The organism is Streptomyces sp. NPDC057280, from assembly GCF_042668605.1.
Classification (GTDB): Bacteria; Actinomycetota; Actinomycetes; order Streptomycetales; family Streptomycetaceae; genus Streptomyces.
The window spans coordinates 811959-833051 of sequence record NZ_JBHUYR010000002.1; the positions used below are offsets into that span (position 1 = coordinate 811959).

The following is a 21093-nucleotide window of genomic DNA, read 5'->3' on the forward strand; positions in this document are numbered from 1 at the left end:
CGCGGCCGCCGCTTGTTGCTCCCCCCTGCGGGCCGCGGCCGTTGGGCCGCCCCCACCCCGGCGCGCCCCTACGGCTCCCTCCCGGCCGGTGGCCCGCAGAGAGTGGGACGTGGTGGGCCTGTGCCGTGGGGTTTTGGGTTTCAGTGGGCCAGCGCTGCTGTGTGTACCGCTCTGACCAGGGCGTTGTTTTCTGGGGCCGCTCCGCCTGGGAAGGCGAGGCGGCGGCGGGTGTAGCCGTAGGCCAGGCCGCTGCGGGGGTCGGCGAAGCCCTGGGAGCCTGCTGCGCCGCTGTGGCCGAAGGCCCCGGCGCCCAGGAAGGGGTGCCAGGTGTCGGCCGTGGCCTGGAAGCCGAGGCCGTAGGAGCGGTGGGCGCGGGCGATCAGGTCGTAGCCGATGGAGTGGATCTGGCCCACCTCGGCGATCGTGTCCGGCTTGAGGAGGGGTGGGCGGTCGTTCAGTTCGCTGATGGCTGCGGCGTACATTCCGGCGAGGCCTCTGGCCGCGGCCACTCCGCCCGCGGAGGCCGGGCCCTTGGCTCGTACCTCGCGGGAGTTGGCGTAGTCGACGAGGTCGCCCGTGTCCGGGACGTGCGCGTTGAACGCGATCGAGGTCAGGGTGTGCGGGCCCTGGGGCGACGCGTCGATGAGGGATTGCTGCTCGGGGGTGGGGAGCATCGGCTGGACGGGGCGGTAGCGGGGTTCCTGGGAGGCGGGGAGGCCCAGGTGGAAGTCGAGGGCGTAGGGGGCGCGGACTCGGTCTTCCCACAGGTCCTGGATCGTGCGGCCCGTGGCGCGGCGGACCACCTCGCCGGTCAGGGCGCCTATGACCAGCGCGTGGTAGCCGAAGGCCGTGCCGGGGCGCCAGAACGGGCGCTGGTCGGCGAGGCGTTCGGCGATGACGCGGTCGTCGGCCATCTCGGCGCGTGAGAAGCCCGCGTCCAGGCCGACCAGGCCGGCGCGGTGCGCGAGCAGGTCGCGGAGGGTGAGGCCGCCCTTGCCCTCGGCCCCGAACTCCGGCCAGTAGTAGGTCACCTTGCGGTCGAGTTCGAGCGTGCCGTCCTGGACCAGGAGCGCCACCACGAGGTGCGCGGCGCCCTTCGTCGAGGAGAAGACGGCGTGGAGGGAGTCCGCCTCGTTGCCGTCGCCGGTCCACAGGTCGACGACCCTGCGGCCGTGCACATAGGCGCACAACTGACCCTCGTAGTCGGGGCGTTCACCGGCCACGAAGGCGGCGAACTCCTCGCGCACCGCCTCGAAGCCGTCGGCGACGGTGCCGTGGATCTCCTGCGTCATCCGCTCTCCTTGACTGCTGCCATGCTGAACAATGCCCTTGCCACCTGCGGGAATTCTCCCTTCGGATGGTCCCGGAAGAGAGGCTCGGTGCCGAAGAGGACCGCGTGCGGACCGCTGATCACTGCGGGTTGTCCGGCCGCGGCCGAGGGGCCGCCGGTGCCGTCCTCCAGGGGGCGCCAGTGTCCGGAGACCAAGGGGTTGCCGGTCGCGTACGACTGTTCGATGCGGATCTGCGGTCCTAGGTCGGTGAACCAGACGGGGGCGTACACGAAACCGTAACCCGGTGTGCCGGTGGTGATCGGGCCCGCGTTCACCATGCGGACCACGCCGTTCGCGTCCCCGTTGCCCTCGACGGGCTTCGCGGCCAGGAGGCCGGTGGCGGTGCTCAGTTCAGCCCCGCCGATGCCCCGTCCGACCAGGCCATGGCCGGACGAGGGGGAGAGGAACGCGTCCAGGGCTTTGCGGGCGGGTGGGGTCAGGTCGCCGTACTCCAAACCCGCCGATACCATCAGGACATCCGTCGCCGACCAGTCGAAGCCCGCGTTGAGCACGGCCGTCGACACCGGTGTGACCTCGAAGTTCATCTCGCGCAGGGCGAAGAGCTCACCCGGGGTGACCGCGGCGGCCACGCGGGTGCGGTGCAGCGGGGTGGCGCCGGTGAGGCGGGTGGCGTCGAAGGTGACGTCGTGGGCGCGGGCGAGGGCCGTGGCCTTCGAGCGGGCCGACGCCGGGACGATCGCGGTGCCGCCGTCCGCCGTGGCGCGTACCGGAACGCCTTGCTGGAGGAGGGAGTTGAGAGCCGCGATCGCCGCCGGGTCGTCGAGCCGCAGGCTCAGGTCGCCGTGCGGGGCGACCCGGCCGACGGAGGTGGCTTTCCGTACGGGGCGCAGGGGGAGGCCCGTGAGCTTTCCCGTCGGCAGGGACGTCACCGCGGCGCCCCACAGGCGGCCCAGGCTCCAGCCCGAGATGTCGTACATCACCGACACCTTGTCGCTGATGTCGCGGCCGTCCGCCAACAGGACGTTCGCCAGGCCGCGTTTGGGCTGGTGCATGTCGACGAGGTACGAACCCTTCGGGTACGTGCGGCCGGACAGGCGGAAGGCCTTGGTGGCGCGGGTGACCCGGACGTCGTTGGCGAGGAGGTGGTCCACGAGGCGGGCGGCGGCCGTCTTGCCGGACGGGATCACGTAGGCGCGGGGTAAGGTGGTCGTGTAGACGTCCTCCGGGCCGATTCCGGGTACGCCCGGCACTGTCTTCGCCGACACCGGTACCTGCGCGGCGCCTGCCGCCCCGCGTCGGAAGACCTCGATCTGGTCGGCGACGAGCGAGGTGCGGCGCGTCCGTACGAAGTCGAGCGTGGCGCGGATCGCGGCGCCGGCCACGGCCGTGTTGACGGCCGAGCGGCGGCGGAGTTCCTCGACCGGGAGGTTGGTGTAGGCCGAGTTGTTCACCTGGAGCGGGATCTCGACCGTGTGCGCGGCGACCGTGCCGTGGAAGGCCGCGTACTGCGGTGTGAAGATGGGCGGCCAGTCGTCCCAGCCCTCCTGCTGGTCCCGGAAGGGGATCTGGGCCGGCTCCACGCCGTCCTCGGCGGGTGTGTAGCCGAGGCCGTTGACGGCGGCCTCCATGCCGAGCGCGTTGGCGTAGGTGTTCTTCAGGAAGAGGTCGTACTCGTAGTTCTCGCCGTGCGGGGGTGTGGTGGGCTCGATGAGGGTGCCGTTGACGTACCCGTGCAGGTCGAGCATCACGGTCGGCTGCTTGTCGATCTCGATCTGCCGCATGGCCCGTGTCTCGGGCTGGGAGGCGGTGACGAAGTCCCGGTTCAGGTCGAAGCCGTTGGCGTTCGCGCGGGTGCCGGCGATACGGCCGTCGGGGTTGGCCGTGATGTTGAAGTACAGGCGGGAGTGGGCGAGGAGGTCCTTCGTGCGCTTGTCCTTGGCGGTGGCGAGCTGCTCGATCAGCTTGAGGGAGGCGTCGGTGCCCTCCCACTCGTTGCCGTGGATGTTGTTGTTGAAGAAGACGGGGGTCTTGTAACTCGCCTTGATCTCGCGTGACTTGGCAGCAGCAGCGGGCGCGTTCTCGATGAGGTCGCGCATCCGCTGCTGGGCGCGGGCCTGGCGGGCGGTCTCCGGGGCGGTGACGGTGACGAGGTAGAGGCGGTGCCCGCCCGCCGACGTGCCGGTCACCTCGACGCTCACCCGGTCGCCGAGTGCCTGGATCGCGTTCAGCTCGGGGGCGATCGCGTGGTACGGGGTGAGGCCGAGCTTGAGGGACTTGTCGGCCGGGTTCTCAGGGTCGGGGGACAGCACCTGCTCGCGCGGATAGCCGGTGACCTTCGGTCCGCCGGCGGGGGCGTCGGTGCCGAGGGCCCGTTGGGCGGCGCTCGCGGGGGCCTGGGCGGCGCGCTCGTCGAGGGCGGGCTCGTGACGGGTGGGGGACGGCTCGGGGTCGGCCCCGGCCTGGTGGGGGGTGAGGAGCAGGGACCCCGCCGTGGTCAGGGCGAGGGCGGCGATCAGTACGGGTCTCGCAGGGGTGGTGCTCGTGGTGCGCACGGGTCGTACCTCCTCCGGGAGCTTCCTGAGATCGGTACGGCGACATGTACCTGTTCGACTCAACCGGAACAAGAGGGAGTTGGTGTCACGGATGCCCCGGATGGCGCATCCCGCCGGCCCCGGACCGGGCATGCTGAAGGCGAACGAGCCGAGGACGAGGAGAGCCACCCATGGCAACCATCCCTTCGCTCCCCAGCAGGGACGACGTACTGCGCATGGCCCGCAGCACGACGGACATCACCGGCCAACTCCTGGACACCGCGGGCAACATCACCCGGATCGCGATCAACACCTTCGACCCCAGAGACGGTTCCGGCCAGGAGGTGCTCCGGGTCCTGCGGCAGACCACCGCCGAACTGGCCGAGGCCAGCGCCTCGCCCCAGGCGCAGGAGGCGTTCTACCGCATCGTCGACACCCTGACCCGCCTCGGCACCAGCGGCGCCCCCCTCGCCGTGCACCCGGTCAGCCAGCCGGCGCAGGCCCTACTCACCGCGCTGGGAGACAGCCTGCTGCCGGTGCTGGACGCGGTGGAACCGGCGGTGGAGGAGTTCGCCACGGCACTGGGCGACCTGGTCGAGGCCAGTTCCCCGCTGCTCCCCGCCGCGGCGGGCCTCGCGGCCGGCGCCCTGCTCGCCCTCACCCCGCTGATCCGCTCGGCGGCGGAGGTCCTGCGCGACTCGTCCCCCGAACTCCGCCGTATCGCCGACGCGTTGACGGCCGCCCTGGCCCCGCTGATGCCGCTCCAGGTGGCGCTGGCGGAACGGGCGGCCGGGGCGGGCGCGGGCGTCGTCCGCGCCTCCCTCCAGCCCCTCGCCGACCTCACGGAGGCGGCAGCCGCGACGGCCAAGGCGGCCGGACCGGTGCTGGTCGCGGGCGAGGAACTGCTGGTGGCCGGCCTCGAACACCTCCAGCCGCTCCTGCTGGCCGGCGCCTCCCGCGCGGGCCGGGTCGCCCGGGCGGCGGCGGTACGGGTGTCGGCGGCGGCGAGCCCGGCGGCGGAACCGGGGGTGGTGGTGTCGGTGGCGGCCGTGTGAGCGGTGGTTTCGGTGGCGGCCGTGTGAGCGGTGGTGGAGGTGGCGGCCGTGTGAGGGTGATGGCGGTGGCGGCCGTGTGAGGGTGATGGCGGTGTCGGCCGCGTGAGCGGCGGGGTGGTGGCCACGACCGCGAGCCCCGTCCCGGCCGACCGATAGAGTTCGGCCATGCGCGATCTTGGGGTGGGGTTCACGTACCTCCTGAAAGGCCAGCGGTGGGTGGCCCGGCACGGCAGACAGTACGAGTTCGGGCTGATCCCGGGGCTCATCACCCTCGTTCTCTACGGGGCGGCCCTGGTGTCGCTCGCGATCTGGGGGGACGACCTCGTCGGCTGGGCGACGCCGTTCGCCGACGACTGGTCGAGCCCCTGGGCGGGCATCTTCCGCGGGTTCCTCACCGTCGTGCTGTGGGCGCTCGCCCTGCTCCTCGCGGTCCTCACCTTCACCGCGGTCACGCTGCTGATAGGCCAGCCCTTCTACGAGAGCCTGTCGGAGAAGGTCGACCGTGACGTCTCCCCGGACGGCACCGCCCCCGAGTCGGACCTCCCGCTCTGGCGGGAGCTGTGGATCTCCGCGCGGGACAGCATCAGGATCCTTTTCCGTGCGCTGCTGTGGGGCGTCCTGCTCTTCGGCCTCGGCTTCGTCCCGTTCGTCGGGCAGACCGTCGTCCCCGTCATCGGCTTCTTCGTCACCGGCTTCTTCCTCACCGAGGAACTCGTCGCCGTCGCGATGCAGCGCCGCGGCGTCGAACTCCGCGACCGGCTCGCCCTGCTCCGCTCCCGCAAGACCCTGGTCTGGGGCTTCGGCACACCCCTGGGCCTGGCCTTCCTGGTCCCGTTCGTCGCGGTGTTCCTGATGCCGGGCGCGGTCGCGGGCGCCACCCTCATGGCCCGCGAACTGCTGGGTGAGGAGACCCGGGACGACTCGAACGACGTGGAGGACGTCACCTCGTGACCGAGATACTCGCCGTCGCCGTCATCACCGTCCTGGCCGTCATCGCCCCCGGCGCCGACTTCGCCATGGTCGTCCGCAACAGCTACCTCCACGGCCGCCGCACCGGCGTCCTCGCCGCGACCGGCGTCGCCGCGGGCGTCCTGGTCCACGTCACGTACACGATGCTCGGCGTGGGCCTGCTGATCGCCTCCTCCACCTTCCTGTTCACGGTCATCAAGCTGGTCGGCGCCGCCTACCTCGTGTACATCGGCGTCCGCACCTTCCGCGCCCGGGGCGAGGTCGAGGTCGACCTGGAGACCACCTCGGACCTCACCCCGCTCCAGGCCCTGCGCTCCGGCTTCCTCACCAACGTCCTCAACCCCAAGACGACCCTCTTCGTCGTCTCGACCTTCGCCCAGGTCGTCAGCCCCGGCACCCCGGTCTACCAGCAGGTGGGCTACGGCCTGTTCATGTCGCTGGCCCACCTGCTGTGGTTCGGCGTCGTCGCGGTCTTCTTCTCGCACGACCGGATGCGCACCCTGATGCTGCGCGGCCAGAAGGTCCTCAACAAGGTGATCGGTTCGGTCCTGGCCGGCCTCGGCATCAGCCTCGCGTTCGCTCCGTCGCACTGACGGCGACCGTCAGGATCGCCCGCACCTGCGCGATGATGTCGAGCCGGTTCGCCACGAACTGCGGGTCGGTCACCTCGGTCGTGTTCCCGGACCCGAACTGCAGCACGGGCGTGTGCACATGGCCGCCCGGCAGCCGGTCGTGCAGTCCGAGCCGGTCCCGCAGCAGCGTGGCGCGGTAGGCGATCTCGTTCGACAGATAGTCGCCGCCGCCCCCGGCCCGGGCCGTCGACCCTGCCGTCGGCCCGTCCGGGCGGACGACGGGATCGGTCGCTCCGGCCGGTATCTCGGTCACGCTCGTGTTGTCGTAGACGGGGAACCGGCCGGTGGCCGCGGCCACGATCGCCTTGTACGGCAAGGTCGTCGTCGTCCACTGCGGCTGTGAGGCCGGATCAGTGACGGGTATGGTCTCGGTCCGGCTCACGTTCTCGTTGTCCCCGAACCCGCCCCGCCAGGCCCCGTTGGTCCGCTCGACGTCGAACCTGCCGACCCGGCCCTGGCTGACGGTCGTGAACAGATCGACCTTCTTCAGATACGGCCGCAGCGTCCGCTCCACCGTGCCGTCCGCGAAGTCCCGCCACCGCACCGGGAACACGGCCGTCTCCACCCGGGCCGGCCCGTCCGCCGTCTCGATCACCGTCCCGTCGAGCGCGAGCGCGGTCGCCCCGGACGGGTTGGAGATCCGGATGTCCCGATCGAGCGTGAACGGATCGAACCCGGTGACGAGCACCCGCTTGTGGGGGCCCTTGGGGTAGCGGATATCGGTCTGCCCGCGCGAGGCCCGCTCCAACTGGTCGAGCAGAGTGGTCCGTTGGGCGGCACTGAGCCCGAACTCCGGCTTCCAGCCCCGCACCTCCTTGGTCATTCCCAACCGCGCCCAGTACAGCGGCCGGTCATCGTCCCGACTCAGATCCCCACCCGCGGGCCCCCGCCCCTGCGCCCGGTCCACGGCCCGCTCCCACAGCGCCGACCCTGCGTGTACGACGATCCGGCGGGCCTGCGCATAGCTGTGCGCCGAGCCGAGCGCCCGCGCGAACTCCGGTGCCACGGAGTCGAATCCGGACCGCCGGAGAATCTCCTGCGGCACCGCGTTGCCGAGCCGCTGCTCCTCGACGGTGGCGGTGGCCGCCTGGGCCGGGTGTGGGGCGGCCGTGAGTCCGGCCACCAGGGCGAATCCGAGGACGCCGATCCGAACGCGGAGAGAAGTCACGGGAGTTCAGCCTCCGTATGGTGTGGGGGGAGTGGGCTGAGTATGGCGTGACGGAAGTGACCTACGCCATGGGGCGTGGTTCAGGAGCGCAATGTCCCGGCGGCCTCCCGCAACGCTCCCACAAACGCCTCCACCACCGGCGTCTCCACCCGCCCTCGTACAGTCGCCGCGTACACCGCCCGCGCCGGCGCCCCCTCGTCCCGCACCGGTACCAACGCCACGTCGGGCCGCACGGACGCGGCGGCCAGCGCAGGGATGAGCGTCACCCCCAGGCCCGCCGCCACATACCCCTGCTTCGCCGTCCACTCGGCGACGACATGCGCCACACGCGGCCGGAACCCCTCCCGCAGCGCCGCGTCCAGCAGCGTCCCCTCCGGGCGGGCGCTCCCCGAGATCCAGTCCGCGTCGGCGAACCGGCCGAGCCGCACCGGGCCGCCGCCCGCCAGTTGATGACCGGCGGGGACGGCGACGTACAGGGACTCGTCGAGGAGGTGGTGGAGGTCGTACGCCTCCAGGGGCGGGCGGCCCGTCGTGGAGACGACCGCCAGGTCCAGATGGCCGGCGGTCAGCCGGTCCAGGAGCCTCGGGGTGAGGCCCTCCTCGCGGGTGACCCGCACCTTCGGGTGCCGGGCCCGGAACGCGGCCAGCGCCTGCGGCACCAGCGCCGCGTCGGCCGTCGCGAACGCCCCGAACCGCAGCCGCCCGCCCGCGAGTTCCCGCAGGGCGGTGAGCTCCCGTCCGGCGCCTCGCAGCGCCTCGACGACGGTCTCGGCGTACGGCACGAGGACGCGACCGGCCTCGGTGAGCCGTACGCCCCTCGGCAGCCGGTCGAAGAGCGGGGCGCCGCCCAGGGCCGTCTCCAGCGAGGAGATCTGCCGGGAGACCGCGGACTGGGTCCAGCCGAGGCTGCGAGCGGCGCCCGTGAACGACCCCTGCCGGGCGACCTCCAGGAACGCCCGCAGCCAGACGGTCGAGAGATCGAGGGTCTCGAATCCACGCGAGCCATGCGAGCCCTGCACGTCATACACGTCATGCACGTCATGCGAGTCATGCGAGTTCGGCATGGCAGCAATGCTAGACATTCGCTTGTCGCATCCGTCGGGCGCCGCATAGCGTCGTCGCCATGGAGCACATCGCCTTCCTGGGCCTCGGGCACATGGGTGCCCCCATGGCCCGCAGACTCCTCGCCGCAGGGCACCCGTTGACCGTCTGGAACCGCACCGCCGAGAAGGCCGCGCCCCTCGTCGCCGGGGGAGCCGTCGCGGCCGCGTCGCCCGCCGACGCCGTACGGGACGCCGACGTCGTGATCACGATGCTCGCCGGCCCCGCGGCGCTGGACGCGGTCGCGGAGGCCGTCTCAGCGGCCCTGCGTCCCGGCACCCACTGGATCGAGATGTCCACCGTCGGGCCCGACGCCGTACGCCGCCTCGACCGGTTCGCCGGAGTCTCCGTCGTGGACGCCCCCGTCATGGGCAGCACCGACAAGGCCGCCGCGGGCACCCTCGGCATCCTCGCGGGCGGTGACACGGCCGGCGTCGAGCATGTCCTCGCGCACCTCGGCACGGTCACCCGCACCGGGCCGCTCGGCTCCGGCGCCGCGCTCAAGCTCGTCGTCAACTCGGCCGTCATCGGCGGGATCGCGGTCGTCGCCGAGGCGCTGCGGCTCGCCGACGCCCTCGGTCTGGACGGGGAGACGGCCCGCGCGGCCCTCGCGAACAGTCCTCTCGGGGGAGCCGTCGCCCGCGCCTTCGCCGAGGGCGTCCACTTCGACACGGCGCTCGCGGTGAAGGACCTCGTCCTGGCCGCGAAGGCCGCCGAACTGCCCGTCATCCAGGCCGCGTCGGACCAGTACCGACGGGTCGCCGAGCCCGGCGCGGACATCTCCGTGGCCGCCGCCCGCATCCGTGACACCGCCCGTTGAAGGAACCCCGCGCCGACCACTGAAGGAACCCCGTGAAGATCACCCTCGGCAACCCGGCCTCCGCACCCCAGCCCCTGAGCCCCTACTACTCCCAGGTCGCCCGCGTCGAACAGGCCGACGGCAGCGCCCTGTTGTTCCTCTCCGGCCAGATAGCCGAGGGCGACACCCTCGCCGAGCAGAGCCGGGGCGTCTTCGAGACCATCGACGCGCTGCTGAAGGCGCACGGCGCGACGCTCGCCGACGTCATCAACATCCGGACCTATCTGACGGACATCGGCCGCCTCGCCGAATACGGCGCCGTGCGAGGGGAGTTCCTCACCGGCACCCCGCCCACCAGCATGACCTTCGAGGTGCCGCGGCTGTTCCGGGAGGAGGCCCAGATCGAGGTGGAGGTGGTCGCCGCGGTGCCCGCACCGAAGTGATCGTTTCCGGGTGATACTGCCTTCCATGAAGGCGACGAACCTGGGCGTGCTCTTCCTGATCGAACTGGTCGCGCTGGCGGCCGTCGGCTACTGGGCATCTGGCGCCAGTAGCCGGGAGGTTCAGCTCTCCTCGCCCAGCAGCGTGAGGAAGTCCCGGAAGGCGCCCGGCATGTCCACAGACTCCGGGTCCAGCAGCCACTGGTACTGAAGTCCGTCCATCACCGCCACCAGCAGCGGTGCCGTGCGCTCGGGGGTGAGCCCGTTGGGCAGCCGGTCGCCGTACTCGGCGCGCAGCACCGCCGCCATGTTCGTCCGCACCTGCGCGTACCGCTCGGTGAAGTAGCCGCGCGCCGGGTGCCCCTCGGTGACGCTCTCGCCGAGCAGCGCCGAGAAGGTCTGGATGATGCCGGGCCGCATCGCGTTGTACTCCACCAGGGAGACGAGCAGATCGACCCGCCACTGGGTGTGCGGTACCGCGTCCCACTGGTCCCGCTCGGTGAGCACGGCGACCAGGAGCGCGTCCTTGGTGGGGAAGTAGTGCAGCAGCCCCTGCTGGGTCAGCCCGACCCGCTCGGCCACCGCGGCCAGGCTCGCTCCCCGGTAACCGCGCTCGGCGATCACCTCAAGAGCCGCCCGCACGATCTCCGAGCGTCGCGCCTCGCTCCTGACCCTGGCGTTCATGGGCTCACCGTACGGCATGGCCGTATGCCGAATATAACGTACGGATAACGAAACCTACCGGTCTACAGGTGACGGGTGCACGATGAAGGGGTTTCCGCGGACCGCACGGATCGCACGGATCGCACGGACCGCACGGACCGCGCGGACCGCGCGGACCGCGCAGCCCCGAACCCAGGAGGACCCAATGGCGGGCGCCTACTCCAGCACCCCGGCCGACCAGGCCCGCGAGGCCGCCGTGGCAGCCGCTCTCGGCAAGCTCGACCTGGATGCCAAGGCCCGGCTGCTGTCCGGACAGGACATGTGGACGCTGCCCGCCCTGCCCGAGATCGGTCTCGCGTCCCTCGTCATGTCCGACGGGCCGATCGGCGTCCGAGGGGTGCGCTGGACCGCCGACGACCCGTCGATCGCCCTGCCCTCGCCGACCGCCCTCGCCGCCACCTGGGACCCCGAGCTCGCCCGCCGCGCCGGCGTCCTGCTCGCCCAGGAGGCCCGCCGCAAGGGCGTCCACGTGCTGCTCGCCCCGACCGTCAATCTCCATCGCTCCCCGCTCGGCGGACGGCACTTCGAGGCCTACAGCGAGGACCCGTACCTGACCGGTCTGATCGGCGCCGGATACGTGTCCGGCGTCCAGTCCGGCGGTGTCGGCACCACCGTCAAGCACTTCGTCGCCAACGACGCGGAGACCGACCGCTTCACCGTCGACAACCTCGTCTCCGGACGGGCCCTGCGCGAGCTGTACTTGAGGCCCTTCGAGCTCATCGTGGAGAACGCCCGTCCCTGGGGCATCATGACCGCCTACAACCAGGTCAACGGCGTCACCATGACCGAGCACCACCACCTGGTGAACGAGATCGCGCGCGGGGAGTGGGGCTTCGACGGCTACAACGTCTCCGACTGGATGGCCGCCCGCTCCACCAAGGGCGCCATCGAGGGCGGCCTCGACGTCGCCATGCCCGGCCCGCAGACCGTCTACGGCCCCGCGCTCGCCCAGGCCGTGCGGGACGGCGAGGTCGACGAGACCAAGGTCGACGCCGCCGTCCGCAACGTCCTGCGGCTCGCCGCCCGGGTCGGCGCCCTGGCGGACGCCGAACCCGTCGTCACCGAACTCCCCGGCCCCGTCGACGGCGAGGCACTCGCCCGCGAGATCGCCCGCCGCGCCTTCGTCCTGGTCCGCAACCAGGGCGCCCTTCCGCTGAAGCCCGGCAGCGTCGCCCTCATCGGCGCCGCCGCCCGCGACGCCCGTATCCTCGGCGGCGGCTCCGCCACCGTCTTCCCGTCCCGGATCGTCTCCCCGCTCGACGGCCTCGCCGCGGCCCTCCCCGATCTGACGTACGCCGTCGGCGCCGACCCGAACACCGAACTCGCCGTCGCCGGCAAGGGGTTCACACTGCGGGCCGTCTGCCGGGACGCCGACGGCAACGTCCTCGGCACCGGCTCCGCGCCGAACGGCCAGATCCAGTGGATGGGCGACGACCTCCCCGAGGGCGTCACCCACGACACCCTCCACACCATCGAGCTGACCGGCACCTTCACCCCGCGCGACACCGGCCCGCACACCTTCGGCGTCAAGGGCGTCGGCGCGTTCACCCTCACCGTCGACGGCACCACGTACTACGACGACCGCCAGCTCCCCGCCGACACCACCGACCCCTTCGAGGCCTTCTTCGGCTCCCCGGTGCCCCGCGCCGAGGTCGAACTGACCGCCGGAGAGCCGGTCGAGGTCTCCCTCACCCACGTCTTCCAGCTCCCCGAGGGCTTCCCCTTCAAGGTCGTCGCCTTCGCCCTCGCCCACCAGGAGCCGCAGCGCGACCCCGACGAGCTGATCGCCGAGGCCGTCGAGGCCGCCCGGAACGCCGACACGGCCGTCGTCGTGGTCGCCACCACCGACCGCGTCGAGTCCGAGGGCTTCGACCGCAAGGACATGAACCTCCCCGGCCGCCAGGACGACCTGGTCCGCGCCGTCGCCGCCGCCAACCCGAACACGGTCGTGGTCGTCAACTCCGGCTCCCCGGTGGAGCTCCCGTGGCGCGACGACGTCGCCGCCGTCCTGCTCAGCTGGTTCCCCGGCCAGGAGGGCGGCGCGGCCCTCGCGGACGTCCTCACCGGCGCCCACGAGCCCGGCGGCCGCCTCCCCACCACCTGGGGCGCCCTCTCCGACACCCCGGTCACCCAGGTCACCCCGCAGGACGGCCGGCTCCCCTACACCGAGGACGTCTTCATCGGCTACCGCGCCTGGGCGAAGGAGGGCCGCACCCCCTCGTACCCCTTCGGCCACGGCCTCGGCTACACCGACTGGGCCTACGAGTCCGCCGAGGTCACCGGCACGACCGTCAAGGTCCGGGTCCGCAACACCGGCGAACGGGCCGGCCGTGAGGTGGTCCAGGTCTACCTCGCGCCCGCCGAACCGGGCGACCGCCCGGAGCGCGCCCTCGCCGGCTTCGCCGGGGCCGAGGCGGCTCCCGGCGAGACCGTCGAGGTCACGGTGGAGATCCCGCGCCGGGCCTTCGAGACCTGGAACGAGGAGGAGGGGGCGTGGTCGTTTGTGAAGGGTTCGTACGAGATCGAGGTCGGGCGGTCGATCACGGACCGTCGTCTCACCGAGACGATTAACGTCTGATCCGGGACAAGTCTCCCCATGAGCAGCCCCGGCCCGGGACCTGACACCCGGGCCGGGGCAAATGCCTTCCGGAGCTTTTCGGCTTTCCGGCTTTTCGGCTTTCCTGGGAAGCTCAGCGCGCTCCGAACCCGTACACCGTCTCCGAGCGGAACACCTCGCCGGGCCGCAGCACCGTGCTCGGGAACCCCGGCTGGTTGGGGGAGTCGGGGAAGTGCTGGGTCTCCAGCGCCACGCCGTCGCAGGGGGCGAAGGGCTCGGGCAGATGGTCCGCGGTGTACAGCTGCAGGCCCGGCTCGGTGGTCGAGACGGTCAGCACGCGGCCGGAGGAGGGGTCGTGCAGCTCGGCGACCTCGACGGGGGTGTCGGTCACGCCCTTGTCGAGGACGAAGTTGTGGTCGTAGCCCGACCCGGTCTTGCGCCCCTCCCGGAAGTCGAACCGCCCGCCCGTCACATCCTCCAGCACCCCGGTCGGGATCAGGTCCGCGTCCACCGGCGTGTACCGGGAGGCCGCCAGCCGCAGCTCATGACCCCCGGCGTTCCCGGACCCGGCCAGGTTGAAGTAGCTGTGGTTGGTGAAGTTGACGACGGTCGGCGCGTCCGTCGTCGCCTCGTAGGCGATCCGCAGCGCCCCGTCGGCCTCCAGCGCGTAGGTCGCCGAGACGTCGAGCCGACCCGGGAAGCCCTCCTCGCCGTGCGGACTGACCCGCGACAGCCGCACCCCGTGCTCGCCGGCCGGCGTCACCTCCCACACGCGCTTGTCGAAGCCGCGCTCACCGCCGTGCAGGGAGTTGGGCGCGCCGTTGGGCGCGAGCGCGTACGTCACCCCGTCCAGCGGGAAGCGGCCGCCGGCGATCCGGTTCGCGAACCGGCCGATCAGGGCGCCGAAGTAGGGCCCGGTGTGCGTGAGATAGCCGGCCAGGTCAGCGAATCCCAGCACCACGTTCTGGACGCGCCCGTCCCGGTCCGGCACCTCCACCGACTGCACGATCCCGCCGTACGACAACACCCGCACCCGCACTCCGGCCCGCTCCAGCGTCCAGCGGTGAACCGGGGTGCCGTCGGGAAGTGCGCCGAAGAGTTCGTTCATGTGCGGAACTTTAGGTCACGTGCCCTTGGCGGTGATGTTCCGGTAGGCGATCTCGGCGAGCCTCGCCTGGCCGTTCACACTCGGGTGGAACCAGTCCCAGTGGCTCAACTGGTCGGTCCCGAAGCGGTACGCGTAGACCGCGCCGCCGTCGAAACGGCACCGCTTGTCCTTCGCGCACACCGACTCCAACACCTCGTTGTACGCCTCCACCCGGTCCTGCACGGTGTCGCGCCGCTCGGTCGCCGCCGCGGCCAGATCGTCGGGGTCGCCCAGCATGGACGGGCAGATCCCCAGCTTCCACACCTGCTTGCCCAGCGGATTGGTCCGCCCCTGCGACCACAGCCGCTTGAGATCAGGCACGCTCGCCACGTACACCTGCGCCTTCGGCGCCGCCGCCCGCAGCGTGTCCAGCGCCTCCTCGAACTGCGCCCGGAAGTCGGCCACCGACGTCATCGCCGCGGTCGAGTCCCGGCACGCGTCATTGGCCCCCGCCATCACCGTCACCAACTCCGGCTTCCGCGTCGCCGCCTGCGCCATCTGCCCGGCGAGATCGGCCATCCGCGCCCCCGTCACCGCGTAGTTCCAGCTCGACGACGCCGCCTTCGCCCTCCCCAGCAGGCGTACGGCGAGACTGTCGACCGCCGTGTCGCTGCCGGTCGCCCACGACGCCTCCGTGCAGTCCTTGAGCAGCGAACAGGCGTCGAAACCCCGGGTGATGGAGTCACCGACCGCGGCGAGGGACGCCGGACTGCGGTCCCACAGCGGCGACGGCGACGGGGACGGCTTGCTTCTCCGGGCCGCGGAGCCGGACGGCTCCGACGCGTTGCCACCGACGGCATCGCATCCCGCGACGCCCAGAACACCCGCCGTCACGACGGCGAGAACGGCACGCGCACGCGCCCCACGGCTACGCATCCCCTGGTGACCCCCTCGGTCGACTTGCAGTCCCTTGCGGAATTCGTCCCCCTCCATGACAACGCACGGGAGTTCCCGACCACGCCCGGGAACCCCGAACCCCCCGTACTAGCGTCCTGCCGGGTGAATGGCGGGCGTTTCCCGGCACCGGGACCGACGGTACGTCACACTCCTTGCGCCGCCGCACGGTAGCCTCGCCATCAACGTGGCTGCCGCCACCGCCACTCATCTCGTCCGCACAATGGTCCCGCTCTGCCCGGAGGTCCCGGTGACGACACGTGGAGTCCTGTACGTGCACTCCGCTCCGCGCGCGCTGTGCCCGCACGTCGAGTGGGCCGTCGCCGGAGTGCTCGGCACGCGCGTCAACCTCGACTGGATCCGGCAGCCCGCGGCACCCGGCACCTGGCGCTCGGAGTTCTCCTGGCAGGGCCAGCCGGGCACCGCGTCCAAGCTCGCGTCGGCCCTCAGAGGCTGGCACCTCCTGCGCTTCGAGGTGACCGCCGAGCCCTGCCCCACGGCCGAGGGCGAGCGCTACAGCTGCACCCCCGACCTCGGCATCTTCCACGCCGTCACCGGCATCCACGGCGACATCCTCATCCCCGAGGACCGCCTGCGCGCCGCCCTGACCCGCTCCCAGCAGGGCGAGACGGACCTGGAGGCCGAGATCGCCAAGCTCCTGGGCAAGCCGTGGGACGACGAACTGGAGCCGTTCCGCTACGCGGGCGAGGGCGCGCCGGTGCGCTGGCTGCACCAGGTGGTCTAGGAACCGTGGACACGCCGAAGGGCCCCCACCGACCGGTGGGGGCCCTTCAGTTGCGTACGCGTGCTTCCCGGAAGGCTTCTCAGACCGTACGGAAGGCCAGCACCACGTTGTGCCCACCGAAGCCGAACGAGTCGTTCAGCGCGGCGATACGGCCCTCGACGGGCAGCTTGCGGGCCTCACCGCGGACGACGTCGGCGTTGGCCTCCGCCTCCGGGTCGAGGTTCTCGATGTTGATGGTCGGCGGCGCGACCCGGTGGTACAGGGCGAGGATCGCGGCGACGGACTCCACGCCACCGGCACCACCCAGGAGGTGGCCCGTCATGGACTTCGTCGCGGACACCGCGAAGTGGTCGGCGTCGTCGCCGAACACCTTGCGCAGCGCCTTCAGCTCGGCCACGTCACCGGCCGGCGTCGAGGTGGCGTGCGCGTTGACGTGCACGATCTCCGCCGGGTCCAGGTCGCTGTTGTCCAGCAGGTTCTGCAGGGCGTGGGCGATGCCCCGGCCCTCCGGCTCCGGCTGCACGATGTCGTGGCCGTCGGCGGAGATGCCCTGACCCACGGCCTCGGCGTACACGCGGGCACCGCGCTTGGCGGCGTGCTCCGCGGACTCCAGGACGACGACACCGGCACCCTCGCCGAGCACGAAGCCGTCGCGCGCGGTGTCGTAGGGACGCGAGGCGCCCTGCGGGTTCTCGTTGTTCTTGGACATCGCCATCATGTTGCCGAACGCGGCGATCGGCAGCGGGTGGATCGCCGCCTCCGTGCCACCCGCGACGACGACGTCGGCGCGGCCGGTGCGGATCATCTCGATGGCGTAGCCGATGGCCTCCGCGCCCGAGGCGCAGGCGGACACCGGGGTGTGCACACCGGCGCGGGCGCCGACGAGCAGACCGACGTTGGCCGAGGGGCCGTTCGGCATGAGCATGGGGACGGTGTGCGGGGAGACGCGGCGGACGCCCTTCTCCTTCAGCACGTCGTACTGGTCGAGCAGCGTCGTGACGCCACCGATGCCGGAGGCGATGACCGCGCCCAGACGGTCGGGGTCGACGCTCGTGTCCTCGCCGGCCCTGGCCTCGAACCCGGCGTCCGCCCACGCCTCCTTGGCCGCGATCAGCGCGAACTGCGCCGAGCGGTCGAGGCGGCGGGCCTGCGGCCGGGGGATGACCTCGGTCGGCTCCACGGCGACGGGCGCCGCGATGCGGACGGCCTGGTCGGCCGCCCACTCCTGCTCAAGGGGCTTCACACCGGACTTGCCGGCGATCAGGCCCTCCCAGGTAGAGGCTGCGTCGCCACCCAGCGGTGTGGTTGCGCCGATACCGGTGACGACCACGGTGCGATTGGTCGGGCTCACGGGAAATCTTTCTCCAAGTATCACGAGGATTCAGCGGCGCCACCGCCGGGTGGCGGGGCTTGTGCAGCCGGGCCTAAGGGGTGGCTCAGGCCTGGTGCTTGAGGATGTAGTCGGTCGCGTCGCCGACGGTCTTGAGGTTCTTGACGTCCTCGTCCGGGATCTTGACGTCGAAGCGCTCTTCGGCGGCGACGACGACCTCGACCATGGACAGCGAGTCGACGTCCAGGTCGTCGGTGAAGGACTTGTCCAGCTGGACGTCCTCGACCGGGATGCCGGCGATCTCGTTCACGATGTCGGCGAGACCGGCGACGATCTCTTCCTGAGTGGCGGCCATGTGAGGCGCTCCTTCTTCTTGATCCAGAGGGTGTGGCAGGTGGTGCTTCCCGTACCGGACCGTGTGATCCGGCACGGAGTGCCTAGGGGAGGGTAACGACAGTGGCGGCGTAGACGAGACCCGCCCCGAAGCCGATGACGAGCGCGGTGTCGCCGCTCTTGGCCTCGCCGGTCGCCAGGAGCCGCTCCATCGCGAGCGGGATCGAGGCGGCCGAGGTGTTGCCGGTGGTGCGAACGTCACGGGCGACCGTGACGGACTCCGGCAGCTTGAGTGTCTTCACCATCGAGTCGATGATCCGCTCGTTGGCCTGGTGGGGAATGAAGACATCCAGGTCGTCCGCGGTGATGCCGGCGACGTCCAGCGCCTCCTTGGCGACCTTCGCCATCTCGAAGACGGCCCAGCGGAACACCGCCTGGCCCTCCTGCGTGATGGCGGGGAACTTGGCGACCTCGCCGGAACGGTAGTCCGTCCACGGCACGGTCTGCTTGATCGTCTCGGACTTGTCGCCCTCGGAGCCCCACACGGTCGGGCCGATGGCCGGCTCCTTGGAGGGGCCCACGACGACCGCGCCGGCACCGTCACCGAACAGGAAGGCCGTCGCCCGGTCCTCCAGGTCGGTCAGGTCCGACAGCCGTTCGACACCGATCACGAGGACGTACTCGGCGCTGCCCTCGACGATCATGCCCTTGGCGAGGGTCAGGCCGTAGCCGAAGCCCGCGCAGCCGGCGGAGATGTCGAACGCGGCGGCCTTGTTCGTGCCCAGCTTGTCGGCGATCTCCGTCGCCACGGCCGGGGTCTGCTTGAAGTGCGAGACGGTCGAGACGATCACGCCGCCGATCTGCTCGGCGGAGATCCCGGCGTCCGCGATGGCCTTGCCGGACGCCTCGATCGACATCGCGGCGACGGTCTCCTCGTCGTTCGCCCAGTGCCGGGTCTCGATGCCGGAGCGCGAACGGATCCACTCGTCGGACGAGTCGATCGTCTCGAGGATCACCTCGTTGGGCACGACCCGGGTCGGGCGGTAGCCGCCCACGCCCATGATGCGCGCGTACGGGGAGCCCTTGCTGGGCTTGATCTTCGACATTGCTCGTTGGCTCCTTTTCAGGCGCTCTGCTCGGCGATGAGCTCGCGAGCGGCGTCGAGGTCGTCGGGGGTCTTGAGCGCCAGGGTCTGCACACCCGGCAGGGCGCGCTTGGCGAGCCCGGTGAGGGTGCCGCCCGGGCACACCTCGACGAGCGCGGTGACGCCGAGCTCCTTGAACGTCTCCATGCACAGGTCCCAGCGGACCGGGTTGGCCACCTGGCCGACCAGCCGCTCAAGCACCTCGGCGCCGGTGGCGACGGCCTGCCCGTCCTTGTTGGAGACGTAGGTGACCCTCGGGTCGGCGGGCGTGAGCTCCTTGGCGGCCTCGGCCAGGGCGTCGACCGCGGGGCCCATGTGGTGCGTGTGGAACGCGCCGGCCACCTTCAGGGCCACGACCCGGCGCACGCCCTCGGGCTTGTCCGCCTCCAGCGCCGCCAGCTGCTCCGTCGTGCCGGCGGCCACGATCTGACCGGCGCCGTTGACGTTCGCCGCCGTCAGCCCGAGCTTCTCCAGGTGCGGAACCGTCACCTCGGGGTCGCCGCCGAGCAGCGCCGACATCCCGGTCTCGGTGATCGCGGCGGCCTCGGCCATCGCCAGACCGCGCTTGCGTACGAGGGTGAGGGCGGCGGTGTCGTCGAGGACACCGGCGAAGGCGGCGGCGGTGATCTCACCGACGCTGTGCCCGGCGACGGCACCCGGGGTGATGTCACCCAGTGCCGCGGCGGACAGGATCCCGGCGGCGACCAGCAGCGGCTGCGCCACCGAGGTGTCGCGGATGGCGTCCGCGTCGGCCTGTGTGCCGTAGTGGGCAAGGTCCAGCCCGATGGCGTCCGACCACGCGGCGACGCGGTCGGCGGCACCGGGAAGTTCGAGCCAAGGAGTCAGGAAGCCGGGCGTCTGGGCGCCCTGGCCGGGAGCGACGAGTACGAGCACTCTCACACTCTCTCTTGTGGACGGCCACGGCCGCCCGTGGGGACAGGGACGAAGAACACGGGGGGGTTTTGTGGACCCCCGACAAAAGCCTAGGGCTGGAGATCCCCGTCGACCAGACGCCCCAGGATCAGCGCGATCCGCAACGTGAATGCCGAGCGTACATCCGACGGCGACCAGCCGGTGACGTCAGTCACACGTCGAAGCCGGTAGCGCACGGTGTTGGGATGGACGAAGAGCATCCGGGCCGCGCCTTCGAGACTGCTCGCCTGTTCGAGATAGACGGAGAGCGTCTCCAGCAGCGCCGAGCCGGCCTCCTCCAGCGGTCTGTAGATCTCCTCCACCAGTTGCTCGCGGGCGCTGGGGTCACCGGCGATCGCGCGCTCCGGAAGCAGATCGTCCGCCAGCACCGGGCGCGGGGCGTCCTGCCAGGCGGAACACGCCTTCAGCCCCGCCGCGGCGGCCTGCGCGGACCTCGTCGCGGCCAGCAGATCGGGCACCACGGGCCCGGCGACCACCGGCCCCGCCGCATAAGGCCCGATCAGCGACTTGGCGACGGCGAGCGGATTGTCGCTGCCGCCGGCGATCACGACGAGCCGGTCGCCGAGCACCCCGGTGAGCACCTGGAGCTTGGCATGCCGGGCGGCCCGCCGGATGGCCTCGACGGTCAGCTCGGAGTCCCCGTCGGGGGCGGTACCGAGGACGACGCACACATGTTCGGGAGCGTTCCACCCGAGAGCGGCGGCCCGGCTGACGGCCCCCTCGTCGGCTTCCCCGCTGAGCACCGCGTTGACGACCAGCGACTCCAGCCGGGCGTCCCAGGCACCCCGCGCCTCCGCGGCCTGGGCGTAGACCTGGGCGGTGGCGAAGGCGATCTCGCGGGCGTACACGAGCAGGGCCTCGCGCAGGATGGACTCGTCACCGGGAGCGGCCACCTCGTCGATGGCGCTCTCCATGACCTCGATGGTGGTGCGCACCATCTCGACGGTCTGCCGCAGCGTGATGGCCCGGGTCAGCTCACGGGGAGCGGTGCCGAAGACGTCGGTGGAGATGGCCTGCGGGGCGTCGGGATGCCGGAACCACTCGGTGAACGCGGCGATACCGGCCTGCGCGACCAGCCCGATCCAGGAACGGTTCTCCGGGGGCATGGCCCGGTACCACGGCAGTGTCTCGTCCATGCGCGCGATGGCCTGCGCGGCAAGAGACCCGGACGACTTCTCCAGCCTCTTCAGGGTCGCGGAGTGCGGATGGACGACGGATGCGGCGGCTGCGGTGTTGCCGGTTTCGGGTTCGGGCACGGGACAAGACTGCCTTATCCGGACGGGCGCATGCGCTGGCGGGG

General features: G+C 71.6%; 19 protein-coding genes. 7 read left to right on the forward strand and 12 right to left on the reverse strand.

The features are described 5' to 3' along the window. Positions 1-140: 140 nt before the first annotated feature. Together ACFUO4_RS14140 and ACFUO4_RS14145 are read right to left on the reverse strand one after the other, a co-directional pair. A complete protein-coding gene (locus ACFUO4_RS14140) occupies positions 141-1292 on the reverse strand; it encodes a serine hydrolase domain-containing protein (protein ID WP_383483880.1) in 1152 nt (383 codons plus the stop codon). Next, complete coding sequence (locus tag ACFUO4_RS14145) at positions 1289-3844, reverse strand: M14 family zinc carboxypeptidase (protein ID WP_383483883.1); 2556 nt, start codon at positions 3842-3844, stop codon at positions 1289-1291. The genes ACFUO4_RS14140 and ACFUO4_RS14145 overlap by 4 nt, the downstream gene beginning before the upstream one ends. Positions 3845-4014: 170 nt before the next feature. Here ACFUO4_RS14145 and ACFUO4_RS14150 point away from each other — a divergent pair, with 170 nt between their 5' ends. The 3 genes from ACFUO4_RS14150 to ACFUO4_RS14160 all read left to right on the forward strand — a co-directional run bounded on the left by ACFUO4_RS14150 (position 4015) and on the right by ACFUO4_RS14160 (position 6440). Continuing rightward, the gene (locus ACFUO4_RS14150) at positions 4015-4878 is read left to right on the forward strand and encodes a hypothetical protein (protein ID WP_383483885.1); all 864 of its coding nucleotides are present in this window, start codon (positions 4015-4017) and stop codon (positions 4876-4878) included. Between the two features lie 165 nt (positions 4879-5043). Then, positions 5044-5829 (forward strand): EI24 domain-containing protein, encoded by a 786-nt coding sequence (locus tag ACFUO4_RS14155; RefSeq protein ID WP_383483887.1) that lies wholly within the window; start codon positions 5044-5046, stop codon positions 5827-5829. Further along, positions 5826-6440: a LysE family translocator gene (locus ACFUO4_RS14160; protein ID WP_383483890.1), complete on the forward strand. Its 615-nt coding sequence runs from the start codon at positions 5826-5828 to the stop codon at positions 6438-6440. Before ACFUO4_RS14155 ends, ACFUO4_RS14160 begins: the two co-directional genes overlap by 4 nt. Here ACFUO4_RS14160 and ACFUO4_RS14165 read toward each other — a convergent pair. Together ACFUO4_RS14165 and ACFUO4_RS14170 are read right to left on the reverse strand one after the other, a co-directional pair. Continuing rightward, positions 6412-7647, reverse strand: a complete 1236-nt coding sequence (locus ACFUO4_RS14165; RefSeq protein ID WP_383483893.1) for a pyroglutamyl peptidase — start codon at positions 7645-7647, stop codon at positions 6412-6414. The genes ACFUO4_RS14160 and ACFUO4_RS14165 overlap by 29 nt on opposite strands. Positions 7648-7727: 80 nt before the next feature. Further along, positions 7728-8720 (reverse strand): LysR family transcriptional regulator, encoded by a 993-nt coding sequence (locus ACFUO4_RS14170; RefSeq protein ID WP_383485677.1) that lies wholly within the window; start codon positions 8718-8720, stop codon positions 7728-7730. 50 nt (positions 8721-8770) lie between these two features. On the opposite strand from ACFUO4_RS14170, the gene ACFUO4_RS14175 reads away from it, so the two are divergent. Both ACFUO4_RS14175 and ACFUO4_RS14180 read left to right on the forward strand, forming a co-directional pair. Then, on the forward strand, positions 8771-9568 hold the full coding sequence (locus ACFUO4_RS14175; protein ID WP_383483896.1) for an NAD(P)-dependent oxidoreductase: 798 nt from the start codon (positions 8771-8773) through the stop codon (positions 9566-9568). A 32-nt stretch (positions 9569-9600) separates the two neighbouring features. Beyond that, a complete protein-coding gene (locus ACFUO4_RS14180) occupies positions 9601-9990 on the forward strand; it encodes a RidA family protein (RefSeq protein ID WP_079309763.1) in 390 nt (129 codons plus the stop codon). A gap of 120 nt (positions 9991-10110) precedes the next feature. Here ACFUO4_RS14180 and ACFUO4_RS14185 read toward each other — a convergent pair whose 3' ends face one another. Further along, positions 10111-10689: a TetR/AcrR family transcriptional regulator gene (locus ACFUO4_RS14185; protein ID WP_383483899.1), complete on the reverse strand. Its 579-nt coding sequence runs from the start codon at positions 10687-10689 to the stop codon at positions 10111-10113. A 166-nt stretch (positions 10690-10855) separates the two neighbouring features. On the opposite strand from ACFUO4_RS14185, the gene ACFUO4_RS14190 reads away from it, so the two are divergent. Beyond that, positions 10856-13288: a glycoside hydrolase family 3 protein gene (locus tag ACFUO4_RS14190; RefSeq protein ID WP_383483902.1), complete on the forward strand. Its 2433-nt coding sequence runs from the start codon at positions 10856-10858 to the stop codon at positions 13286-13288. 112 nt (positions 13289-13400) lie between these two features. Here the strand turns inward: ACFUO4_RS14190 and ACFUO4_RS14195 are convergent, their stop codons facing one another. Together ACFUO4_RS14195 and ACFUO4_RS14200 are read right to left on the reverse strand one after the other, a co-directional pair. Next, positions 13401-14375 carry an aldose epimerase family protein gene (locus tag ACFUO4_RS14195; RefSeq protein WP_383483905.1) on the reverse strand — a complete coding sequence of 325 codons (975 nt, stop codon included), beginning with the start codon at positions 14373-14375 and terminating at the stop codon, positions 13401-13403. A gap of 15 nt (positions 14376-14390) precedes the next feature. Further along, a complete protein-coding gene (locus ACFUO4_RS14200; RefSeq protein ID WP_383483908.1) occupies positions 14391-15290 on the reverse strand; it encodes an SGNH/GDSL hydrolase family protein in 900 nt (299 codons plus the stop codon). Positions 15291-15558: 268 nt separating this feature from the next. Between ACFUO4_RS14200 and ACFUO4_RS14205 the strand changes: the two genes are divergently transcribed. Further along, positions 15559-16053, forward strand: a complete 495-nt coding sequence (locus ACFUO4_RS14205) for a DUF3145 domain-containing protein (protein ID WP_059192193.1) — start codon at positions 15559-15561, stop codon at positions 16051-16053. 79 nt (positions 16054-16132) lie between these two features. On the opposite strand, the gene fabF is transcribed toward ACFUO4_RS14205, so the two are convergent. The 5 genes from fabF to fasR form a co-directional block, all read right to left on the reverse strand. Next, positions 16133-17404: a beta-ketoacyl-ACP synthase II gene (gene fabF / locus ACFUO4_RS14210; protein ID WP_079309768.1), complete on the reverse strand. Its 1272-nt coding sequence runs from the start codon at positions 17402-17404 to the stop codon at positions 16133-16135. 85 nt (positions 17405-17489) lie between these two features. Further along, positions 17490-17738 carry an acyl carrier protein gene (locus tag ACFUO4_RS14215; RefSeq protein ID WP_015660680.1) on the reverse strand — a complete coding sequence of 83 codons (249 nt, stop codon included), beginning with the start codon at positions 17736-17738 and terminating at the stop codon, positions 17490-17492. Between the two features lie 82 nt (positions 17739-17820). Next, entirely contained in the window at positions 17821-18822 is a 1002-nt protein-coding gene (locus ACFUO4_RS14220) for a ketoacyl-ACP synthase III (RefSeq protein ID WP_383483913.1), read from the reverse strand. Between the two features lie 17 nt (positions 18823-18839). Beyond that, the gene (locus tag ACFUO4_RS14225; RefSeq protein WP_383483916.1) at positions 18840-19754 is read right to left on the reverse strand and encodes an ACP S-malonyltransferase; all 915 of its coding nucleotides are present in this window, start codon (positions 19752-19754) and stop codon (positions 18840-18842) included. An 89-nt stretch (positions 19755-19843) separates the two neighbouring features. Next, positions 19844-21049 carry a fatty acid biosynthesis transcriptional regulator FasR gene (fasR, locus tag ACFUO4_RS14230; protein WP_079309770.1) on the reverse strand — a complete coding sequence of 402 codons (1206 nt, stop codon included), beginning with the start codon at positions 21047-21049 and terminating at the stop codon, positions 19844-19846. Positions 21050-21093: the final 44 nt, after the last annotated feature.